This is a genomic window from Telluria sp. BA11, from assembly GCF_056680305.1.
The window spans coordinates 2,812,326-2,833,286 of sequence record NZ_CM155275.1; the positions used below are offsets into that span (position 1 = coordinate 2,812,326).

The window sequence follows — 20,961 nt, forward strand, 5'->3', positions numbered from 1 at the left end:
GCGTGATGAACGCCGTACTCAAAGAAACTGCCGACTATCTGGTCGCCGACATTTCCCTGGCCGCCTGGGGCGAGAAAGAAATCCGCATCGCTGAAACCGAGATGCCGGGTCTCATGGCCATTCAGGAAGAATACGCTGCCACGCAACCGCTCAAGGGCGCGCGCATTGCCGGCTCGCTGCACATGACGATCCAGACCGCCGTGCTGATTCGCACGCTGGAAGCACTGGGCGCCACCGTGCGCTGGGCATCGTGCAACATCTACTCGACGCAAGACCACGCTGCCGCAGCCATCGCCTCGGTCGGCACGCCAGTGTTCGCCGTCAAGGGCGAAACCCTGGACGAATACTGGGAATACACCCACCGCATCTTCGAATGGCCAGGCGACAGCCACGCCAACATGATCCTGGACGATGGCGGCGATGCCACCCTGCTGCTGCACCTGGGCGTGCGTGCTGAAACCGACATCTCGGTGCTCGACAAGCCGGGTTCGGAAGAAGAAATCTGCCTGTTCAACGCGATCAAGGGCCGTCTGGCGCGTGATCCGAAGTGGTACTCGAAGCGCCTGCCAGAAATCAAGGGCGTGACCGAAGAAACCACGACCGGCGTGCACCGCCTGTACCAGATGCACCAGGACGGCAAGCTGGCCTTCCCGGCCATTAACGTCAATGACTCGGTCACCAAGTCGAAGTTCGACAACCTGTACGGTTGCCGCGAATCGCTGGTCGACGGCATCAAGCGCGCGACCGACGTCATGATCGCCGGTAAAGTGGCTGTGATTGCCGGTTACGGTGACGTCGGCAAGGGCTCGGCCCAGGCCATGCGCGCGCTGTCGGCGCAGGTGTGGGTCACCGAAATCGATCCGATCTGCGCACTGCAGGCGGCGATGGAAGGCTACCGCGTCGTGACGATGGATTACGCGTGCGAACACGGCGACATCTTCGTGACTTGCACCGGCAACTACCACGTCATCACCGAGCAGCACATGCTCAAGATGAAAGACCAGGCTATCGTCTGCAATATCGGTCACTTCGACAACGAAATCGAAGTTGCCGCGCTCAAGAAATATGAGTGGGACAACATCAAGCCGCAGGTCGACCACGTCATCTTCCCTGATGGCAAGCGCATCATCCTGCTGGCCGAAGGCCGCCTGGTGAACCTCGGTTGCGGTACGGGTCACCCGTCGTACGTGATGAGCTCGTCGTTTGCGAACCAGACGATTGCCCAGATCGAACTGTTCATGAACACTGAGCAGTATCCGGTGGGCGTGTACACGCTGCCGAAGAAGCTGGACGAAAAAGTCGCGCGCCTGCAACTGCGCAAGCTGAACGCCCAGCTGACCACGCTGACCGACGAGCAAGCCAAGTACATCACGGTGAGCCAGGACGGTCCGTACAAGCCGGAACACTACCGCTATTGATCAGTCCCTGACTGTGCAGTAGTCTCCGTTGTCATGTGAAACGCCTTTCGGGGCGTTTCGTTTATCCAAATCCACGAAAGTCTGTAACGATGCGCCTGTTAATCACCTGGCTGATCAATGCCGCGGCCCTGATGGCCCTGCCTTACCTGATGCACTCCGTCGAAGTCTCGAGCGTCGGCACCGCCCTGATCGCGGCGCTGGTGCTGGGCCTGGTCAATACGCTGATCCGTCCCTTGCTGGTGCTGTTGACGCTGCCAGTGACGCTGCTCTCGATGGGCCTGTTCATCCTGGTCATCAATGCTGTGCTGTTCTGGCTGGTGGCGAACGTGGTGGGTGGCTTTGAAGTTGCCGGTTTCTGGTCGGCCTTCCTGGCAGCCATCCTGTACAGCATCATTTCGTGGGCGCTTTCTTCCTTGCTTCTCTCCGACAAAGATGGAAACTCCTGATTTCAGTATCGAGTTTTTCCCGCCCAAGACGCCGGAAGGCGCCGAGAAACTGCGCGTCACGCGGGCCAAGCTGGCCGAGTTGCAGCCCAAGTATTTCTCGGTGACGTTCGGTGCCGGCGGCAGTACCCAGCAGGGTACGCTGCAGACGGTGCAGGAAATCCAGGCCGCCGGCCACGAAGCCGCGCCGCACCTTTCGTGCGTGGGCGCCACACGCGAGTCGATCCGCGCCGTCCTCAAGCAGTACCAGGATAGCGGTATCCGACGGATCGTGGCGCTGCGCGGCGACTTGCCGAGCGGTTACGGCGGCGCCGGCGAATTGCGCTATGCCAGTGACCTGGTCGAATTCATTCGCCAGGAAACCGGCGACTGGTTCCGCATCGAAGTGGCGGCCTATCCCGAAATGCACCCGCAGGCACGTTCTCCGCAGGACGACTTGCAAGCGTTCGCGCGCAAGGTGAGTGCGGGCGCTGACGCCGCCATCACCCAGTACTTCTACAATGCCGACGCGTATTTTTCGTTCGTCGACAATGTGCGCAAGCTGGGTGTAACGGTGCCGATCGTGGCCGGCATCATGCCGATCACGAACTACATGCAGCTGATGCGGTTCTCGGACATGTGCGGCGCGGAGATTCCGCGCTGGGTGCGTCTCAAGCTGGCCAGCTTCGGCGACGACAGCGCGTCGATCAAGGCCTTTGGCCTGGATGTCGTCACTGGCTTATGCGAAAAGCTGCTGGCCGGCGGTGCGCCGGGGCTGCATTTCTACAGCATGAACCAGGCAGTGCCGACGACGGCGATCTGGCAGCGGCTCAGGCCTTGAGCTGCTAAAGGTAGCGTGGACGGCGGGACCGTCCACGCGATTAACCCACGTTCGGTACGCCTGTCCACATCACGCTTCGGTAATCACCCGATCAAGCGGCACATCGTGCGCGTCGCCGACAAATTCGACCAACTGGCACGCATACGCGATGCCCACCGTGCTCGGGCGCGGCTCGGGCGCCAGTGTCCGGTCATAAAACCCGCCGCCATACCCCACGCGATACCCCAAAGTATTGAACCCCAAACACGGCACCAGCAATGCCGGCGGCCGCGCCACCATGCGCAACTCGGCTGGCACCGCCACGCCCATCCGATCGGCCACGGTCGGCTCGCCCGGCCGCCACTCGGCAAATTCCAGCGCCGCATGGCGCGCCACGACCACAGGGAGCGCCAGTCGTACGCCTTCCGCCGCCATTTCCGCGTACGCTGGACCCAGGTCCGGCTCGCCCGCGAGCGGCCAGTAGACGGCCAGCGAGGCGTGGGGATTGGCCTGCCACCACGCCAGCACCCGCGCACCGATGCGCTGGTCCCATGCGGCTTGTAGTTCAGGATCAAGCGCACGCCGGCGCGCCTTGAGTGTGTCGCGCAACAACGCCTTGTCTTGATGTGGTTGCTGTAGAGCACTTGTGTCTGGGTGCGGCACGGAGGCGCGTGGTATTCTTGGTTCGCCGGTCATGGTTTCAATGCAGCGTATTGTGAGAGTGGTAGATGTTTCAATCGAAATTGCCTGTCGGCGTGTTGCCGGCTGCTATTGCCCTTGTTCTGAGTCTGGCGTTCGCGCCAGGCGCAGCGGCCCAGGAAGACCCGGAAGCACCCGCGCCCGAGGTAGCACTGTCCCCCGTTCCTGCGGGTGCGCCCACCGTGGCGGGCGCCGCCAGCCGCGCCGACGACGACAACTTCATGTTGCTGCGCGAAGCGGCGCGCCAGAACGACGAAGCGCGGGCCAACGCCATTGCGTCGCGCCTGCCGGTGACCAATTATCTGCTGGCTTCCTACGTTGACTATTATCGTCTGAAACCGCGCCTGCGCGATGCCATCCAGGACGAGGTGCTGCAAGTGCTGCGGCGCCACGAAGGCACGGCCGTGGCCGAACAGCTGCGCGCCGAATGGCTGATGGAGCTGGGTAAGCGTCGCGAATGGAATACTTTTGAACGCGAAGCAGGCACGCTGGCCCAGTCCGGCAGCCTGCCGATCCGTTGCTACGCGCTGCTGGCCAGGGCCGAGCGCGGCGAGCGCGTCGCCGACGAAGCGCGCGTACTCCTGAAAACCCCGGCCGGTTACGGCGACGCCTGCGGCGCCTTGATTGCGCAACTGGTGGCCAATGGCCAGTTCACCGAAGCCGATCTGCTCACGCAACTGCGCCTGGCGGGCCTGGACAATGCCAGCGGCCCGGCACGTCGTACCGCTGTCTTGCTCGGCTTGCCCGAAACCCGGGCCACCCAGGCGGTCGACCTGCCCGCCGTGGCCATGGCGCGCGGGATTGGCAACAGCCGCGCCGAGCGCGAGCTGTACCTGGTTGCCGTGGGCCGCATGGCGCGCACCACGCTGCGCCTGGCCGTGGCTGGCCTCGAAAAGAACAGCGCCCAATTGACGCCTGAAGAACGCGCGATCGGCTGGGCCAATGTGGCGCTGGCCGCCTCGATCGTGCTGGCGCCCGAAGCGCACGCGTATTGGGACCGTGCGAATGGCGCGCCATTGAGCGACTTCCAGATGCAATGGAAAACACGCATGGCGCTGCGCCGCGGCGACTGGAAAACCGTGCGCACCACGATCGAGACGATGCCGCCGGCCTTGCGTGCCGACTCGACCTGGGTCTACTGGCTCGGGCGCGCTCACCAGGGCGAAGGGCGCCCGGCCGAGGCGCGCGCGCAGTGGCAGAGCATTGCCGGCCAGACCACCTTCTATACGCAGCTGGCCCAGGAAGAACTGGGCAACCAGGTCGTCGCGCCGCCCCCGATCGCGCCGATCACGGCCGCTGAACTGGCCCAGGCCACGGCGAATCAGAGTCTGCAGCGGGCCATCAGATTCTACGATCTGCGCCTGCGCGCCGAAGGCAACCGCGAATGGAGCTGGGGTCTGCGCAACCTGTCCGAACGCCAGTTGCTGGCCGCCGCCGAGCTGGCGCGCCGCAACGAGCTGCTCGACCGCATGGTCGAGACGTCGCTGCGCACGCGTACCGAGTTCAGCTACGACCAGCGCTTCCCGGCGCCGCACCTCGACGTGCTGCGGCCGACGGCCCAGGGCCTGAGTCTCGACAAGGCCTGGGTGTATGGCCTGATCCGGCAAGAATCGCGCTTCATCCGTGATGCACGCTCGGGAGTGGGCGCATCGGGCCTGATGCAGGTGATGCCGGCCACCGGCAAGTGGGTGGCGGCCAAGATTGGCCTGAATAACTTTGTCACCAGCATGCTCAACGACCTGCACGTGAACATCACGCTCGGCGCCAACTACATGACGATGGTGCTGAACAATTTTGAAGGCTCGCAAGTGCTGGCCACGGCCGCCTACAATGCCGGCCCGAGCCGTTCGCGCACCTGGCGCAGCCGGCTCGACGCGCCGATGGAAGGGGCGATCTTCGTCGAAACCATCCCGTTCACCGAAACGCGCGGCTACGTGCGCAACGTGATGGCCAACGCCACCAATTACGCGTCCATCTTCGAGGGCAAGCCGCAGTCGCTCAAGGCGCGCCTGGGCACGATCACGCCGCGGCCATCCACGTCCGTGCTGGATTGACAGGCTGACCAGGCCGCGGTTCGCCCGGTCGCCGGGCGAGCGCCTTGACAGCCGCGGCATTGGGCCGCAAGCTGATGTCGATTACCGCAGCCGTCCCGGGCTTTCATGCACCGCCCGGGACGCCCTTCGCCACGTACCCGACGAGACCCCATGCAGACCATCGAACGCGACCCGATTCTCACGCACACCCTGGACCAGACCCGCAGCCCCGGCTTGACGCTCATCATCGGCAACAAGAACCTGTCGTCGTGGTCGATGCGCCCCTGGGTTGCGGCCATGGCATTCGGGATTCCGTTCACTGAAATCAAGGTCCTGCTCGACCAGCCAGATACGTCCAACGAGATCGCCCGCTACTCGCACGCAGGCCGCGTGCCGGTGCTGCTGGCCGGCGAAATGACGGTGTGGGACAGCCTGGCGATCACCGAATACCTGGCCGAGCAATTTCCCGACAAGCATATGTGGCCGCAGGACGTGGCGGCGCGCGCGCTGGCGCGCTCGATCGTGGCCGAGATGCACGCCGGTTTCGGCGAACTGCGCAGCGCCATGCCGATGAATATCCAGGCCCGCCTGCCGGGCCGCGGCCGCACGCATGGCGCGCAGGCCGACATCGGCCGCGTCTGCGAAATCTGGGAAGACTGCCTGTCGCGCTTTGGCCATCACCAGTTCCTGTTCGGCGCGTTCTCGATTGCCGACGCGTTTTATGCGCCGATCGTGCTGCGTTTCCAGACCTATGGCGTGATGCTGGCGCCGGCGCTGCAAGCCTATTGCGAGCGCGTGCTGGCCCATCCGGCCGTGGCGCGCTGGGTAAACGAAGCGATGCTGGAAAATCACCCGACGCCGTTGCACGACGCCGATTTGCCGGAGTAAACGATGCGCAGTTATGTTGTCGGCGGCGCCGTGCGTGATGCGCTGCTCGGGCTGCCGGTCAAGGACCACGATCACGTGGTCGTGGGCGCCACGCCCGAACAGATGATCGCGGCCGGCTTTCGCGCCGTGGGCAAGGATTTCCCGGTCTTTCTGCACCCGAAGACGCACGAGGAATACGCGCTGGCGCGCACCGAGCGCAAGACCGCGCCGGGCTACCACGGCTTCGTGTTCCATGCAGCGCCCGACGTCACGCTCGAACAGGACCTGGTACGGCGCGACCTGACCATCAATGCGATGGCGCAAGGCGAAGATGGCGTGATCGTCGATCCGCTGGGCGGTCAGCGTGACCTGGAAGCGCGCTTGTTCCGCCACGTGTCCGACGCCTTTGCCGAAGACCCGGTGCGGATCCTGCGCGTTGCGCGCTTTGCCGCGCGCCTGCCCGAATTCAAGGTGGCCAGCGACACCAATGCCCTGATGCGCCAGATGGTCGAGGCGGGGGAGGTTGACGCCCTCGTGCCCGAGCGTGTCTGGCAAGAGCTGGCGCGCGGCCTGATGGAACGCCAGCCGTCGCGCATGCTGGTCGTGCTGGACGAGTGCGGCGCGCTGGCGCGCCTGTTGCCCGAGCTCGATACGCAAGAGCGCACGCTGCGCGTCATCGACACCGCCGCGCAGCAGGATCACCCGCTTGAGATCCGTTTTGCGGCCCTGATGCGCGACGCTGGCACGGCGGCCGTCGAGGCGGTGTCCAAGCGCTTGAAGGTACCCAATGAATGCCGCGACCTGGCCCTGATGACGGCGCGCGAGCATGGCGTGCTTGCGCAGGCACGCACACTCGATGCCGACGCGCTCGTCACATTGTTCGAGCGCAGCGACGCCTTCCGCAAGAGCGCGCGCTTTGTCCAGATGTTGCTGGCCACGCGTTGTCACGCCAAAGATACTGAACGTGACCCCGCAGGCGACTGGCTGCTGCAAGCGCTGGATGCAGCGCGCGGCGTGGATGCCGGCGCCGTGGCGGCGCGCTGCGACCAGCGCGACCGGATTGCCCAGGCCGTGCACCAGGCGCGCGTGGAGGCGGTGGCCGCCATTTGTAATAAAGTGTGAAAAACCGCTCTGTGGAGCGTCACAGTTACATGTAGTTACACCCGGCGTACAGTGTGGCCCAGCGTTTTGCTATTCTTCAATATGGTCAATTGTTGCGTTGGAGAAAAAAGATGTTCAGGATGCTGGGACGGCGGATCGGGAGTTGGCTAAGGCGCCGCCGCCTGTTATTGGCGAGCCTGGCCGTCGTATTGATGAGTGCGTTGCTAGTGTTCCTGTACACCCGCACCGAGGTGATCGACCCCGAAGTGCGCAGCAACGTCCTGCTCAACCTGCGCGAATTCGAAAAGCTCGACGCCGAATGGGACGCCAACCTGCTGCGCGCTCATACCGGCCGCGCCAGCGTCCGGCCCGACCTGAGCTCGCAACTGCCGCGCATGCGCATCCTGATGGCGCGCCTGGAAGAAGCCGCGCCGCTCACCGGCAGCCGCGCCGCCACCGAGGCCTGTGCCGATCTGCGCACGGCGCTGCGCAACAAGGAGATGCTGGTGGCCGAGTTCGCGCGGCACAATCCGCGCCTGCGCGCAGCGCTGCTGCACATGCCGCCGGCCGTGGCCGACCTCAAGACCGAAATTTCCGGCATCGAAGGCGCGCTGGCGCCGGCCCAGTTCGTCGTGCGGCTCGATACGACCCTCAATGCGCTGCTGACTGACATCCTGCGCTACAACATCGCCCCATCGCCCGCGCTGGCCAGCCGCATCGAAGAAATCCTGGGCAATGTCGCCGCCCAGGAGATCGCCTTTTCGCCGGCCGTCGTCGACAAGATGGACGCCGTGATCCTGAGCAGCCGCGTGATCCTCGAAAAGCGGCCGCTGGAAAACCTGCTCGAAGCGCAGATCGCCGCCGTCGGCAGCGACATCGTGCTCGACCGCCTGGAGCAGGAATTCGAGCGGTCGTTTACCACCGTGCTGCTCGAGCGCCAGCGTTTTCGCGGTTACCTTGCGGCGTATTCGGGCCTGTTGCTGGTGCTGCTGGCCTATGCCGGCGTGCGCCTGCGCCGCAGCTATCGGATCATCGGCGTCGTCAACCGCCGCCTGCAGGCGGCCAACGAAACGCTCGAGCAGCGCGTGGCCGAGCGCACCGCCGAACTGCAGGCGCAGTCGGTCCAGCTCGAGCGCCTGGCCCAGCATGACAGCCTGACCGGCCTGATCAACTACCGGCAACTGACCCGCCTGCTCGAACGGGCGCTGGCCCGGGCCGACCGCCGCGACAGCGTCGTGGTGCTGATGTTCATCGACCTGGACGGGTTCAAGGCGGTCAACGATACCTGGGGCCATGCGACCGGCGACCTGGTGCTCAAGACCGTGGCGCGCCGCGTGCAGGCCAGGCTGCGCGCCGAAGATGCGCTGGCGCGCCTGGGTGGCGATGAATTCGTTATCCTGCTCGAAGACGTGACGTCGCGCGACGGTGCGCTGCGCGTGGCGCGCCTGGTGCTGGCCGAAATCGAATCGATCACCGAGGCCGATGGTCATGCGATCAGGATCTCGGCCAGCATCGGCATCGCCAGCGCGCGCGGCCAGATGGGCGCGGCGCGCGGACAGGAAGCGTTGCTGGCCGAGGCCGACCAGGCGATGTACGCCGCCAAGCAGGCCGGCAAGGGCCGCTTCGTGGTCAGCGAGCAGGCGCAGTGGCGCGACGAAGACGACCCGGCCGCGCCGGCGTCGGCGCCGGAGCAGGCGCGGCGCGAGCGTCCGAAGGAGGGCGCCGTCGGCAGCACTGGTACGGGCACAGGCACAAGCAAGGCAGACGCCGACCGGATCGGCTAAGATTTACGGGCGACATCGACTGGTTGTCGCGCACGGGAAGGTGGGAACATGCTGGACAATCCATTACGCCGCTGGTTACAGGGCTTGCGCGGCAAGAAGGGGCAGCCGCCGGTCCTGGTCAAGGAATTGCACGAGCGCGACCGCCGCCGCGTGCTGCGCCATCTGCTCGCGCTCGACAAGGATGACCGCCTGCTGCGCTTTGGCAGCATGATGTCCGACGACGGCATCACGGCCTATGTCGGCAAGCTCGATTTCGAGCGCGACATCGTCTTTGGCGTCGTGAGCAATGTGTTCCAGCTGGTGGGCATGGGGCACCTGGCGTTCGCGCCGACCGAAGGGCGCACCGGCACGGCCAAGGCGCAGGTGGCCGAGTTTGGCGTGTCGGTGTCGGCCTCGGCGCGCGGGCAGGGCGTGGGCACGCGCCTGTTCCAGCGCGCAGCGATCCACTGCCGCAACTCGGACGTCGACACGCTCTACATGCAGTGCCTGACGTCCAACAAGACGATGATGCATATTGCAAAGAAAGCCGGGATGGTCGTCACGCGCGAATACGGCGAGGCCGACGCCCACCTCGAATTGCCACCGCCCAGCCCGGGCAGCGTGATGGCCGAGGCGTTGGAGGAGCAGTTCGCGGCGATCGACTACACGGTCAAGGCCAATACGCGGGCCGCGGTGAAGTTTTTCACGCCACGAAAACCGCGGCAATAACTCACACCAACGGCATCGCTGTCGTTTCCTTGATCCGCTGCAGCGCAAAGCTCGACTTCACATCCAGTACGGCCGGATGCTTGAGCAGCGTGCCCATCATGAAGCGCGAGAAGTGGTCCATGTCGCCCACATGCACGCGCAATAAAAAGTCCATGTCACCCGTCATCGCATAGCAGGCCACGACTTCGGGCCAGCTGCCCACCGACACCGCGAAATCGTTGCGCGGCGACGTTGCCGGCAAGCCCGGCTGGCGCGTGGTGCTGGCCACTTCGCTGTGCTTTTCCAGCCGCACGTTCACATACGCCAGCAAGCCCAGCCCGATCTTGTCCGAGTCGAGCAGCGCCACATACTGGCGAATCACGCCCGCTTCTTCCAGCCGCTTGATGCGGCGCAGGCACGGCGACGGCGACAGGTTCACGCGCTCGGCCACATCCTGGTTCGACAACCGCCCATCGTTCTGCAAAATCTCCAGGATTTTGCGATCTGTTTTATCCAGCTCAATCTTTGACATACCTTCCCCACGTCCGTCTTTTGTATGGCAATTTTATTGCGCAATTCAAGAAGGAGGGGGAATTGTTTGGAATTTAATGCTGGGGGGGCAGGTCTATACTGGCGCAAGACGGGAGACCACTCCCGCCAAGAAGCGAGATGCAGGAAATGCACCGCTTCCGGCAACCGCCACCAGTTTCTTGGAGACACAATGAACGCACCCCTGGACCGCGCCCACCTGGCGTCGCCGTCGCCCGCATCCGCACCCGCACAAGACATCACGCTCGACGACAAATGGACGCTCGAGCGCGGCCGCGCCTTCATGACCGGCACGCAAGCGCTGATCCGCCTGCCGATGCTGCAGCGCGAGCGCGACGTCAAGGCCGGCCTGAACACGGCCGGCTACATCACCGGCTACCGCGGCTCGCCCGTCACCTCGGTCGACCAGACCGCGATGAAGGCCAAGGCGCACCTCGACGCGCACCACGTCAAGTTCCATCCCGGCATGAACGAAGACCTGGCCGCGACTGCTGTCTGGGGCACCCAGCAAACCAATCTGTACAAGGACGCGAAGTACGACGGCGTGTTCTCGATGTGGTACGGCAAGGGCCCGGGCGTCGACCGCTGCGGCGACGTGTTCAAGCACGGCAACAACGCCGGCTCGTCGCAATTCGGCGGCGTGCTGGTGCTGGCCGGCGACGACCACGCGGCCAAATCGTCGTCCACCGCGCACCAGTCCGATCACATCCTGACCCACTGCGGCATCCCGGTGCTGTACCCGTCGTCGGTGCAGGAATACATCGACTTCGGCCTGCACGCCTGGGCCATGAGCCGCTACACGGGCCTGTGGGTATCGATGAAATGCGTGACCGACATCATCGAGTCGGGCGCCGTTGTCGACCTTGATCCGGACCGCGTGCAGACCGTCATCCCGACCGATTTCCAGCTGCCCGAAGGCGGCCTGAACATCCGCTGGCCGGACGCCGTGCTGGACCAGGAAGTTCGGATGAGCAACCACAAATGGTACGCCGCGCTGGCCTATGCGCGCGCGAATAAGCTCAACCGCATTATCTGGGACAGCCCGCAGCCAAAGATCGGCATCATTACTGCTGGAAAAAGCTACTTGGACACGCGCCAGGCGCTGGCCGACCTCGGCATCGACGAGCAGGCCGCGCAGGACATTGGCCTGCGCCTGTACAAGGTCGGCATGACCTGGCCGCTCGAGGCCGAAGGCGTGCACGAATTTGCACGGGGCCTCGATGAAATCCTGGTGGTCGAAGAAAAGCGCCAGGTCATGGAATACGCGCTCAAGGAAGAGCTGTACAACCTGCCTGACGGCGAGCGTCCGCGCGTGGTCGGCAAGTTCGACGACACGGGCGAGTGGAGCAACAAGAACCGCATGGGTCACGGCGACTGGCTGCTGCCGGCCACGTACGAGCTGAATCCGGCGCAGATCGCACGCGCGATTGCCTCGCGTATCGGCCACTACTGCGCCGGCCACCCGGTCGCCGAGCGGGTCGCTCAGCGCATCGCCTTCCTCGAAGCCAAAGAGCTGGTGCTGCGCAATATCCCGGCCAAGGCAAACCCGGAAACCGACCGCATCCCGTATTTCTGCTCGGGCTGCCCGCACAACAGCTCGACCAAGGTGCCGGAAGGCTCGCGTGCGATGGCCGGTATCGGCTGCCACTACATGGTGCTGTGGATGGACCGTGAAACGTCGACCTTCACGCACATGGGCGCCGAAGGCACGACCTGGATCGGCCAGTCGCCGTTCACCGACGAGAAGCACGTGTTCGTCAATCTGGGCGACGGGACCTACTTCCACTCGGGCATCCTGGCGATCCGCGCCGCGGTGGCGGCCAAGGTCAACATCACCTACAAGATTCTGTACAACGACGCGGTCGCGATGACGGGTGGCCAGAACGTCGACGGCCCGCTCGACCCGGGCATGATCAGCCGCCAGATCGCAGCCGAAGGCGTCACGCCGATCATCGTCGTCACCGACGAGCCGGACAAATACCCGAGCGACTACGCCTGGGCGCCGGGCACCACGGTGCGCCATCGCTCCGAACTGATGGACGTGCAGCGCGAACTGCGCGAGATGCCCGGCGTGTCGGCCGTGATCTATGACCAGACCTGCGCCTCCGAAAAACGCCGGCGCCGGAAGAAAGGCGAATTCCCTGACCCGGCCAAGCGCGCCGTGATCAACGAAGCCGTCTGCGAAGGCTGTGGCGATTGCTCGGTGCAGTCCAACTGCCTGTCGGTCGAGCCGCTCGAAACCGAACTGGGCCGCAAGCGCCAGATCAACCAGTCCTCCTGCAACAAGGATTATTCGTGCGTGTCGGGCTTCTGCCCGAGCTTCGTCACCGTCGAAGGCGGCGGCCTGAAAAAGCCGAAGAAGGCTGCAGCATCCGACGCGGCGCCGCCAGTGCTGCCGGAACCCGTCATTCCATCGGTCGCCACGCCATTCGGCATCCTCGTGGCCGGCGTGGGCGGCACTGGTGTCGTCACGGTCGGCCAGATCCTGGCGGTGGCGGCGCACGTCGAAGGCAAGGGCGCGATCGTGCTCGACCAGAGCGGCCTGGCCCAGAAGGGCGGCCCCGTGATGTCGCACGTGCGCCTGGCCGAACATCAGGCCGACCTGCACTCGACGCGCGTGGGCACCGGCAGCGCTGACCTCGTGATCGGCTGCGACCAGATCGTCACGGCCAGCCGCGATGCGCTGTCGCGCATGGGCGAAGGCCGTACCTGGGCCGCTGTCAATTCGAGCACCGCCACGACGGCGGCGTTCGTGAAGAACCCGGACTGGCAATTCCCGGCCGAAGGTTCGCGCGGCGCGATCGAGCAGGCCTGCGGCAAGGCCAACGTCGAATTCCTCGACGCCGGCAGCATCGCCACGGCGCTGCTGGGCGACGCGATCGCCACCAATATGTTCATGCTCGGCTACGCGTTCCAGAAGGGCCGCGTCCCGCTGCGCGAAGCCTCGCTGCTCAAGGCCATCGAACTCAATGGCGTGTCGGTCGCGTTCAACAAGGCGGCCTTCAACTGGGGCCGCAGCGCCGGGCACGATCTGGCGGCTGTCAGCAAGTCGGCGATGCCGGCCAAGGTGATCGAGTTCAAGCGCATGCAGACGCTCGACGATGTCGTCAAGCGCCGGGTCGAGCTGCTCACGGCGTACCAGGACGCGGCGTATGCGGGCCAGTACACGGCCTTCGTCGAGCAGGTCAGGGCGCAGGAAGCGCGCCTGGGCAAGGGCACCCGCCTGTCGGAAGCCGTGGCCAAGTACCTGTACAAACTGATGGCGTACAAGGACGAGTACGAAGTCGCCCGGCTGCATACCGATCCGGCGTTCCGTGAAAAAATCGCCAATATGTTCGAAGGCGATATCACGCTCAAGTTCCATCTTGCGCCGCCGCTGCTGGCCAAGCATGACAAGGAAGGCCGCGCCATCAAGCAGGAGTTCGGCCCGTGGATGATGCGTGCGTTTGGCGTGCTGGCGAAATTCAAGGGTCTGCGCGGCACCGCGTTCGATGTGTTCGGCTACACCGCCGAGCGCCGCGTCGAGCGCGCCCTGATCGGCGACTACCGTGCGACGGTGGCGGCATTGCTGCCCAAGCTCACGGAGGACAACCTGGCGCAGGCCGTGGCGGTGGCCAGCATTCCCGAAGATATCCGTGGCTACGGGCACGTCAAGGAGCGGCACCTGAAAGCGGCAAAGGCAAAAGAAGCGGCGCTGCTGGCGGCATTCCATGCGCCGGTGGGCGCGGCGCCGCGCGCGGCTTGATGGCGTTTTGATCACGCCGGCGCGGCAGACGCGCCGGCGTTGTTTGATGGCTGCTTGTCGGCTTGGCATGCTTCGTTGTCGCCTGGCCTCACCTGTGACAGTTGGTGGTGTTGTGCACGAAAACCGCCGTCTATAATCATCTGCATGAGCCCGACATTCTCTCTCCCGCACAAGGCAGTTTCCGTCCGTCTGATTTCCGGCGCGCTCGCTGCGCTGTTCGCTCTCGCCGGCTGCGGCGGCGGTGGGGGCTCGCCCGGCGTGGGCGCCCGTCCACCCGTGGCGGACACGGCGCCGGTCACGCCGGCCCCGACCCCAACCCCGCCCACCAGCGGGGCGACGCCGGAAGACCTCAATCCCAACCTGCTCGGCGACGCCTACGGCACTTACTGGAACAAGTGCGCGGTACCGCGCACGGGCTTTGACGCCAGCGGCAAGGCATATCCCGATGTGCAGGGCACGCTGCTGGACGAACTGAAATTCCTGCGCGCCTGGACCAACCAGTACTACCTCTGGTACAACGAAGTCCCGAACACCTACAAGATGGCCGACTTCAAGAGCGCGATCGACTACTTCGACGTGCTCAAAACGCCGGCCGTGACGGCCACCGGGCAAGCCAAGGACCGCTACCACTTCACCTATCCGACCGCCGAATGGGAAGCGATGCAGACCCAGGGCATCGATCTGGGCTACGGCATCACGTGGTCGCGCAACGCGAACGGCACGGCGCCGCGCACCTGGCTGATCACGGCCGTGGAGCCGGGTTCGCCGGGCGCCGCCGCGGGCCTGCTGCGCGGCGACCAGCTGACGAAGATCGATGGCATCGACTTCATCAACACGACCGACGCGGCATCGATCGCGCGCATCAACGAGGCCCTGTTCCCTGAGACGGCCGGCAGCGCGCACCGCTTCACGCTGCAGCGCGGCGGCGTGCCGTTCGAGGTGACGATGACGGGCGCCGACGTGCGCATCGCACCGGTCAAGAACGTCAAGGTCATCGAGACCGCGACCGGCAAGGTCGGCTACCTGACCTTCGACACCTTCAATGCGGTCTCCGAAAAACAGCTGATCGATGCGTTCACCACGTTCCGCCAGGCGGGCGTGAACGACCTGGTGCTCGATATCCGCTACAACGGCGGCGGCCTGCTGTACCTGGCCAGCCAGCTGGCGTATATGGTATCGGGGCCGGAGTCGACGGATGGCAAGGTGTTCGAGCAATCGCAGTACAACGACAAGTTGCCGCGCGAAGCACCGCTGCCGTTCCGCTCGACCGCGTGGGGCTTCGCGTCGAGTAACCCGGTGCGCACTGGCACGCCGCTGCCGACGCTGGGCCTGAAACGCGTGACGGTGCTGAGCACGGCCGGCACCTGCTCGGCCAGCGAATCGGTGATCAATGGCTTGCGCGGCGCCGACGTCGAGGTCATCCAGATCGGCGGCACCACCTGCGGTAAACCTTATGGCTTCACGCCGGTGCCGAACTGCGGCACGACCTATTTCTCGATCGAGTTCAAGGGCGTCAACAACAAGGGCTTCGGTGATTTCACCGACGGCTTTGCGCCGACCTGCCAGGTCAGTGACGACCTGACGCGCCCGGTGGGCGACGAGAGCGAAGGCTTGCTGGCCGCCGCGCTGACCTATCGCGCCACGCAGGCGTGCCCGGTCTCGACGACGAGCCGCGCCCGCGTCGCGCCGATGGAAATCGTGCGGCCGCAGGTGAAGGAAATCGCGATCCGGCCGACGCCCGGCGCACCACCGCGCTGAGCAGACCGGCTGTATTGACGGGCGGCGTGGCCAATTCGGCGCGCCGCCCTTTGTGTTTCCAGAACTTAACTTTGCGTCAAGAACACGTCTATAATCGTCGGCTTCCCTGTCACCTGCCGGAGCTTCTCGATGATTCGTTCTGCGTTACTGCTGGCCCTGCTGTCTGCATTCCCTCTGGCGCACGCCGCTACCCCCGACCTGACGACGATCTCGGAACGCTCCGGCTTCCAGGCCACCGGCCGCTACGATGAAACGATCGCGCTGTGCGCCGCGTTTGCGCAGGCGTATCCGAAGCAGGTCCAGTGCATCGATTTCGGCATCACGCCGGAAGGCCGCCCGATGAAGGCGCTGGTGGCCAACAACAACGGCGTGTTCACGCCCGCAGCCGCCAAGAAGGCGGGCTTGCCTGTCACGCTGATCCAGGGCGGCATCCACGCCGGCGAAATCGACGGCAAGGACGCGGGCTTCCTAGCGCTGCGCGAGATCCTCGAAGGCCGCGCGGGCAAGGGCGCGCTCGACAAGCAGGTGCTGCTGTTCGTGCCGGTGTTTAACGTCGACGGGCACGAGCGCTTCGGCAAATGGAACCGCCCGAACCAGCGCGGTCCGGTGGAAATGGGCTGGCGCACCACCGCCCAGAACCTGAACCTGAACCGCGACTACCTGAAGGCCGACGCGCCGGAAATGCAGGCGATGCTGGGCCTCGTAAACGCCTGGGATCCGCTGACCTACGTCGACCTGCACGCGACCAACGGCGCCAAGTTCCAGCACGATATCTCGATCCAGGTCGAGCCGGTGTATTCGGGTGACCCGGAATTCCGCAAGGCTGGCCTGGCGCTGCGCACCAATGTCATCAAGGACATTGCGAAGGAAGGCTCGACGCCGCAGTCGTACTACATGTCGTTCGTGAAGCAGGACGATCCGATGTCGGGCTTCGAGGACAGCGTGTCGGATCCGCGTTTTTCGACCGGCTACTTCCAGCTGCGTAACCGCATGGCGATGCTGGTGGAAACCCACTCGTGGAAAGAGTACCCGGTGCGCGTGCGCATCACCCGCAACACCGTGGTGTCGGTGCTGAACCAGGTGGCAAAGCACGGTGCGGACTGGCAAAAGGCGGCCTATGCGGCCGACGCGCGCGCCGCAAAACTGGGCAACAAGAAGGTGGCGTTGAACTACCGCACCACCGACAAGACCGAGATGGTCAATTTCAACGGCTACGAATACACGCGCAAGCCGTCGGAAATCTCGGGCGGCCTGATGACGCGCTACGATGAAACCAAGCCGCAGGTGTGGCGCGTGCCGCTGCGCGACGAAGTTGTCGCCGACATGGAAGTGACAGCCCCGGGCGCCGGCTACATCGTGCCGGCGGCGCAAGCGGCGATCGTCGGCGAGAAGCTGCGCCAGCATGGCGTCGTGTTCCGCAAGCTGGACCAGGGCATTGCTCGTGCCAATGTCGAGACCTTCCGCGCCGCCAAGGCGACGCTGGACGCCGCCTCGGTCGAAGGGCATCAGCGCCTGACGGTCACGGGCAAGTGGACGGCGGAGCCGCGCGCAGTGACGGCCGGTTCGCTGTTCGTGCCGATCGCGCAGCCGAAGGCGCGACTGGTGGTCGCCATGTTCGAACCGCAGGCGCCCGATTCGCTGCTGGCCTGGGGCACGTTCAACACGGCCTTCGAGCGCAAGGAATACATGGAAGACTACGTGGCCGAAGACGTGGCGCGCGAGCAGATGGCGGCCGATCCGAAAGTGGCGGCTGAATTCGCCCAGCGCCTGGCATCGGACCCGGCGTTTGCCAAGGATCCGCAGGCGCGCCTGGCGTTCTTCGCCAAGCGGCATTCATCGTATGACGAGCGGTTGAATCTGTATCCGGTGCTGCGCACGGATACGGCGCTGTAACCTGGTCCCTGCGGACCGGCACGCTTCAGGTGTCGGTCTGCAGGAGATTGCGTGAATTCGCATTCGTGCGAAACACGATCGGCTGCTCGATCACGTGGGCGTTGTCCAGTCCTGCCGGGCGTTGGCTGGCAAAGCGGATCACCTTGTCGACTTCGCCGCGCTTGGGCGACTTGCTGCAGACAGGGTCAGTGGCTGCTGGGTCACCGGCGAGCATGAATGCCTGGCAGCGGCAGCCACCCAGGTCGCGTCCCTTTTCGTCGCAGCTACGGCATGGCTCCTGCATCCAGTCATTCCCACGGTACGCATTGAACGCGGTGCTGGTGCGCCAGATGTCGGCCAGGCCCACGTCGCGCACGTTCGGCAGGTTCAGGCCTGGCAGGTCGCGCGCATTGTGGCAGGGCAGCGCCACGCCGTCCGGCGCCACCCCGAGAAACACCGCACCCCAGCCATTCATGCAGGCCTTGGGGCGGTCCTCGAAGTAATCGGGCACCACGAACAGCAGCTTGCAGGCGTCGCCAATCCGCTCGCGGTACTCTGCCACCACGCGTTCGGCGTCGCGCACCTGTTCGAGCGTCGGCATCAGCTGGTTGCGATTCTTCATGGCCCAGCCGTAGTACTGGGTGTTGGCCAGCTCGAGGTATTCGGCGCCCAGCGCCAGCGCCATCTCGATGATCTTGCCGACATGCGGCAGGTTATACCGATGCAGCACGCAATTCATCACCATCGGGTAATCGTATTGCTTGATCAGCTTGGCGACTTTGAGCTTGAGGTCGAACGTCTTGGTGCTGCTCAGGAAATCGTTGAGCTCACGGGTGGAATCCTGGAACGACAACTGGATATGATCCAGCCCGGCGTTCTTGAGCGCCGCGATGCGGGTGTCATTCAGGCCGACACCCGACGTGATCAGGTTGCTGTAAAAGCCCAGGCGGCGCGCTTCGGCAACCAGTTCTTCGAGGTCGTCGCGCATCAGCGGCTCGCCCCCCGAAAACCCCAGCTGCACGGCGCCCAGCGCGCGCGCTTCGCGCATCACCCGCACCCATTCGCCCGTCGTCAATTCATTGCGCACCGCATCGTAATTGAGCGGGTTATAGCAAAACGCGCAGTGCAGCGGGCATTGGTAGGTCAGTTCGGCCAGCAGCCAGAACGGCGGCGACACGGTGGGCGCGCCGCTGTTGGCAATAACGGTTGGCAGCATCATTCGATCCACTTGTGCTGATGGGCGTGGGCCAGCAAGCCCTCGATATCGGTGCGCAGGCCGGTGGCCTGGAATCTGGTTTCCAGGTCGTGCACGATCTGGTCGACCGTGGCCTTGCCGTCGCAGCATTTCAGGATTTCGCCAGCGCTGCCATTCAGTTTGACCATGCCTTCCGGGTACAGCAGCACGTAGGCCTGCTGGGCGTCTTCCCATTGCAGGCGAAAGCGCCGGTTCAGGGCCGGCATGGCGGGGATGGCTGGATCGTTCATGTTGGATAGGCTTTTTCGATGGCGTCCAGCATGGCCCACAGGATGTCCAGTTTGAACTTGAGGATCTCGAGTGCGCGCTCCTGCTGCGCCCGGGTCGTGAAATAGTCGAGCGTCACGGCCAGACCATGGTCGACATCGCGCTGGGCCAGCGGAATGCGGCTGCGGAAGTAATGCAGGCCGGCCGGTTCTACCCACGGATACTGGGTTGGCCAGCCGGCCAGCCGGTCCTTGTGGATCTGCGGCGCGAACATCTCGGTCAGCGACGAGCACACGGCCTCTTGCCACGGCGAGCGGCGCGCAAAGTCGACATACGCGTCGCAGGCAAAGCGCACCGCCGGCACCACATGCTGGAGCGACCAGAGTTCGGCGCGGGGAATGCCGGCCGCCTCGCCCAGCTGGGTCCAGGCTTCCATGCCGCCCTGGGCGTCGCCCTGGTAATCGTCATAGCCGTCATGGTCCAGGATGCGGGCGATCCACAGGCGGCGCGTCGCGCGATCGTCGCAATTGGACAGGATCGCCGCATCCTTTTTCGGGATGATGAACTGGTAATAGAAACGGTTGGCAATCCAGCCGCGCAGTTGCTCGGGCGAGCATTGCCCGGCATTCATGCGCAGGTTGAACGGATGATGGATATGGTAGCTCTTGCCCATCGCCCGCAACTGCTGTTCGAATTCGGCGCGCGACCAGGGCGCCAATGCGGCGTCGTTCTCGACAGAGGGCGTCATACGGTAATGTCCATGCCGTCGAACGCGACTTCGATGCCGTGCGTGGCCAGTTCGGCACGCTCGGGCGAGTCTTCGCGCAGGATCGGATTGCTGTTGTTGATGTGGATGAGGATCTTGCGGCGCGCCGGCATGCGCGCCAGCACCTCGATCATGCCGCCCGGTCCGGACTGCGGCAGATGGCCCATCATGTGGGCCGTCTTTTTCGACAGGCCGAGCGTGATCATTTCGTCGTCGCTCCAGCAGGTGCCATCGACCAGCAGCACATCGGCCTGGCGCATCGCCGCTTCCACCGCATCGGTCATCTGGCCCAGTCCGGGCGCGTAGAACACACGCGCGCCGCTGGCACTGTCGTGCAGCATCAGGCCGATATTGTCGCCCGGGTGCGGGTCGTTGCGGTGCGAGGAATAAGGCGGCGCCTTGCTCGATAGCGGAACGGGCAGGAACGTCGTGTCGCGCAGTGGCGCAATCGAGAATGGCTGGCCGTCAATGGCCAGCGTGTGCGGCTCGACGCCGCAATAATGGCCAAGCACGCGCGTCAAAGGCAGCGCTTGCGACAGGTCGGCTAGCACCTCGGCGGTCGCATACAGGGGCAGGGGCGTGCCGCGCTCGCGCAGCATCAGCAAGCCGGTCACGTGGTCGATCTGGGCATCCATCAGCAGCACGGCCGCAATACCGGTGTCGCGCACGGCGCGGGCAGGTTGCAGGGCGGGTGTGGCGCGGATTTGCACCAGGATGTCGGGGGATGCATTGACCAGTACCCAGTCGATGCCATCGTCGCTCACGGCGATCGAGGATTGGGTGCGGCTTACAGCCTGGATGGTGCCATTGCGGATGCCATCACAGTTCAGACAATTACAATTCCACTGCGGAAAACCACCTCCCGCTGCCGAACCAAGAATGCGGATTTTCAACAGCGTATCCAACCTTTCACATGGTTATCGCTGATAACCGGAGTGGCAGGTACCGATGACAGGATCGTTCATCAGTACCTGCCGG

17 protein-coding genes are annotated in these 20,961 nt (G+C 64.7%); 11 read left to right on the forward strand and 6 right to left on the reverse strand.

The window, feature by feature from the left end; all coding sequences use genetic code 11:
• Nucleotides 1–5: 5 nt before the first annotated feature.
• From ahcY to metF, 3 genes are all read left to right on the forward strand, one after another.
• Nucleotides 6–1,418: an adenosylhomocysteinase gene (gene ahcY, locus AC1MGT_RS12350; RefSeq protein WP_332531945.1), complete on the forward strand. Its 1,413-nt coding sequence runs from the start codon at nucleotides 6–8 to the stop codon at nucleotides 1,416–1,418.
• Nucleotides 1,419–1,507: 89 nt separating this feature from the next.
• Complete coding sequence (locus AC1MGT_RS12355) at nucleotides 1,508–1,864, forward strand: phage holin family protein (protein WP_499500402.1); 357 nt, start codon at nucleotides 1,508–1,510, stop codon at nucleotides 1,862–1,864.
• Nucleotides 1,851–2,681, forward strand: a complete 831-nt coding sequence (metF, locus tag AC1MGT_RS12360; RefSeq protein WP_332531947.1) for a methylenetetrahydrofolate reductase [NAD(P)H] — start codon at nucleotides 1,851–1,853, stop codon at nucleotides 2,679–2,681. Before AC1MGT_RS12355 ends, metF begins: the two co-directional genes overlap by 14 nt.
• Nucleotides 2,682–2,750: 69 nt before the next feature.
• Here metF and AC1MGT_RS12365 read toward each other — a convergent pair whose 3' ends face one another.
• Nucleotides 2,751–3,356, reverse strand: coding sequence for a 5-formyltetrahydrofolate cyclo-ligase (locus AC1MGT_RS12365; RefSeq protein ID WP_499500403.1), 606 nt, complete (start codon nucleotides 3,354–3,356; stop codon nucleotides 2,751–2,753).
• A gap of 32 nt (nucleotides 3,357–3,388) precedes the next feature.
• On the opposite strand from AC1MGT_RS12365, the gene AC1MGT_RS12370 reads away from it, so the two are divergent.
• From AC1MGT_RS12370 to AC1MGT_RS12390, 5 genes are all read left to right on the forward strand, one after another.
• Complete coding sequence (locus AC1MGT_RS12370; RefSeq protein WP_499500404.1) at nucleotides 3,389–5,413, forward strand: lytic transglycosylase domain-containing protein; 2,025 nt, start codon at nucleotides 3,389–3,391, stop codon at nucleotides 5,411–5,413.
• 150 nt (nucleotides 5,414–5,563) lie between these two features.
• Nucleotides 5,564–6,280 (forward strand): glutathione S-transferase family protein, encoded by a 717-nt coding sequence (locus tag AC1MGT_RS12375; protein WP_183554496.1) that lies wholly within the window; start codon nucleotides 5,564–5,566, stop codon nucleotides 6,278–6,280.
• 3 nt (nucleotides 6,281–6,283) lie between these two features.
• Nucleotides 6,284–7,381 (forward strand): multifunctional CCA addition/repair protein, encoded by a 1,098-nt coding sequence (locus tag AC1MGT_RS12380; protein ID WP_499500405.1) that lies wholly within the window; start codon nucleotides 6,284–6,286, stop codon nucleotides 7,379–7,381.
• 191 nt (nucleotides 7,382–7,572) lie between these two features.
• Complete coding sequence (locus tag AC1MGT_RS12385; RefSeq protein ID WP_499500406.1) at nucleotides 7,573–9,144, forward strand: diguanylate cyclase; 1,572 nt, start codon at nucleotides 7,573–7,575, stop codon at nucleotides 9,142–9,144.
• Nucleotides 9,145–9,192: 48 nt separating this feature from the next.
• Nucleotides 9,193–9,852, forward strand: a complete 660-nt coding sequence (locus AC1MGT_RS12390) for a GNAT family N-acetyltransferase (RefSeq protein WP_332531953.1) — start codon at nucleotides 9,193–9,195, stop codon at nucleotides 9,850–9,852.
• 1 nt (nucleotide 9,853) lies between these two features.
• On the opposite strand, the gene AC1MGT_RS12395 is transcribed toward AC1MGT_RS12390, so the two are convergent.
• Nucleotides 9,854–10,363, reverse strand: a complete 510-nt coding sequence (locus AC1MGT_RS12395) for an Lrp/AsnC family transcriptional regulator (protein WP_183554481.1) — start codon at nucleotides 10,361–10,363, stop codon at nucleotides 9,854–9,856.
• A gap of 189 nt (nucleotides 10,364–10,552) precedes the next feature.
• Here AC1MGT_RS12395 and AC1MGT_RS12400 point away from each other — a divergent pair, with 189 nt between their 5' ends.
• The 3 genes from AC1MGT_RS12400 to AC1MGT_RS12410 all read left to right on the forward strand — a co-directional run bounded on the left by AC1MGT_RS12400 (nucleotide 10,553) and on the right by AC1MGT_RS12410 (nucleotide 17,776).
• Nucleotides 10,553–14,125: an indolepyruvate ferredoxin oxidoreductase family protein gene (locus tag AC1MGT_RS12400; protein WP_499500407.1), complete on the forward strand. Its 3,573-nt coding sequence runs from the start codon at nucleotides 10,553–10,555 to the stop codon at nucleotides 14,123–14,125.
• A gap of 144 nt (nucleotides 14,126–14,269) precedes the next feature.
• Entirely contained in the window at nucleotides 14,270–15,883 is a 1,614-nt protein-coding gene (locus AC1MGT_RS12405) for a S41 family peptidase (RefSeq protein ID WP_499500408.1), read from the forward strand.
• A 129-nt stretch (nucleotides 15,884–16,012) separates the two neighbouring features.
• Complete coding sequence (locus tag AC1MGT_RS12410) at nucleotides 16,013–17,776, forward strand: M14 family metallopeptidase (protein WP_499500409.1); 1,764 nt, start codon at nucleotides 16,013–16,015, stop codon at nucleotides 17,774–17,776.
• A gap of 25 nt (nucleotides 17,777–17,801) precedes the next feature.
• Here the strand turns inward: AC1MGT_RS12410 and pqqE are convergent, their stop codons facing one another.
• Genes pqqE through pqqB form a run of 4 tightly spaced genes read right to left on the reverse strand, consistent with a single transcriptional unit; the run spans nucleotide 17,802 to nucleotide 20,879 of the window.
• Nucleotides 17,802–18,974, reverse strand: a complete 1,173-nt coding sequence (gene pqqE, locus AC1MGT_RS12415; RefSeq protein ID WP_499500410.1) for a pyrroloquinoline quinone biosynthesis protein PqqE — start codon at nucleotides 18,972–18,974, stop codon at nucleotides 17,802–17,804.
• Nucleotides 18,971–19,240 carry a pyrroloquinoline quinone biosynthesis peptide chaperone PqqD gene (gene pqqD / locus AC1MGT_RS12420; protein ID WP_499500411.1) on the reverse strand — a complete coding sequence of 90 codons (270 nt, stop codon included), beginning with the start codon at nucleotides 19,238–19,240 and terminating at the stop codon, nucleotides 18,971–18,973. The genes pqqE and pqqD overlap by 4 nt, the downstream gene beginning before the upstream one ends.
• On the reverse strand, nucleotides 19,237–19,965 hold the full coding sequence (gene pqqC, locus AC1MGT_RS12425; RefSeq protein WP_499500412.1) for a pyrroloquinoline-quinone synthase PqqC: 729 nt from the start codon (nucleotides 19,963–19,965) through the stop codon (nucleotides 19,237–19,239). The genes pqqD and pqqC overlap by 4 nt, the downstream gene beginning before the upstream one ends.
• Nucleotides 19,962–20,879, reverse strand: coding sequence for a pyrroloquinoline quinone biosynthesis protein PqqB (gene pqqB, locus AC1MGT_RS12430; RefSeq protein ID WP_499504285.1), 918 nt, complete (start codon nucleotides 20,877–20,879; stop codon nucleotides 19,962–19,964). Before pqqB ends, pqqC begins: the two co-directional genes overlap by 4 nt.
• Between the last annotated feature and the right edge of the window lie 82 nt (nucleotides 20,880–20,961).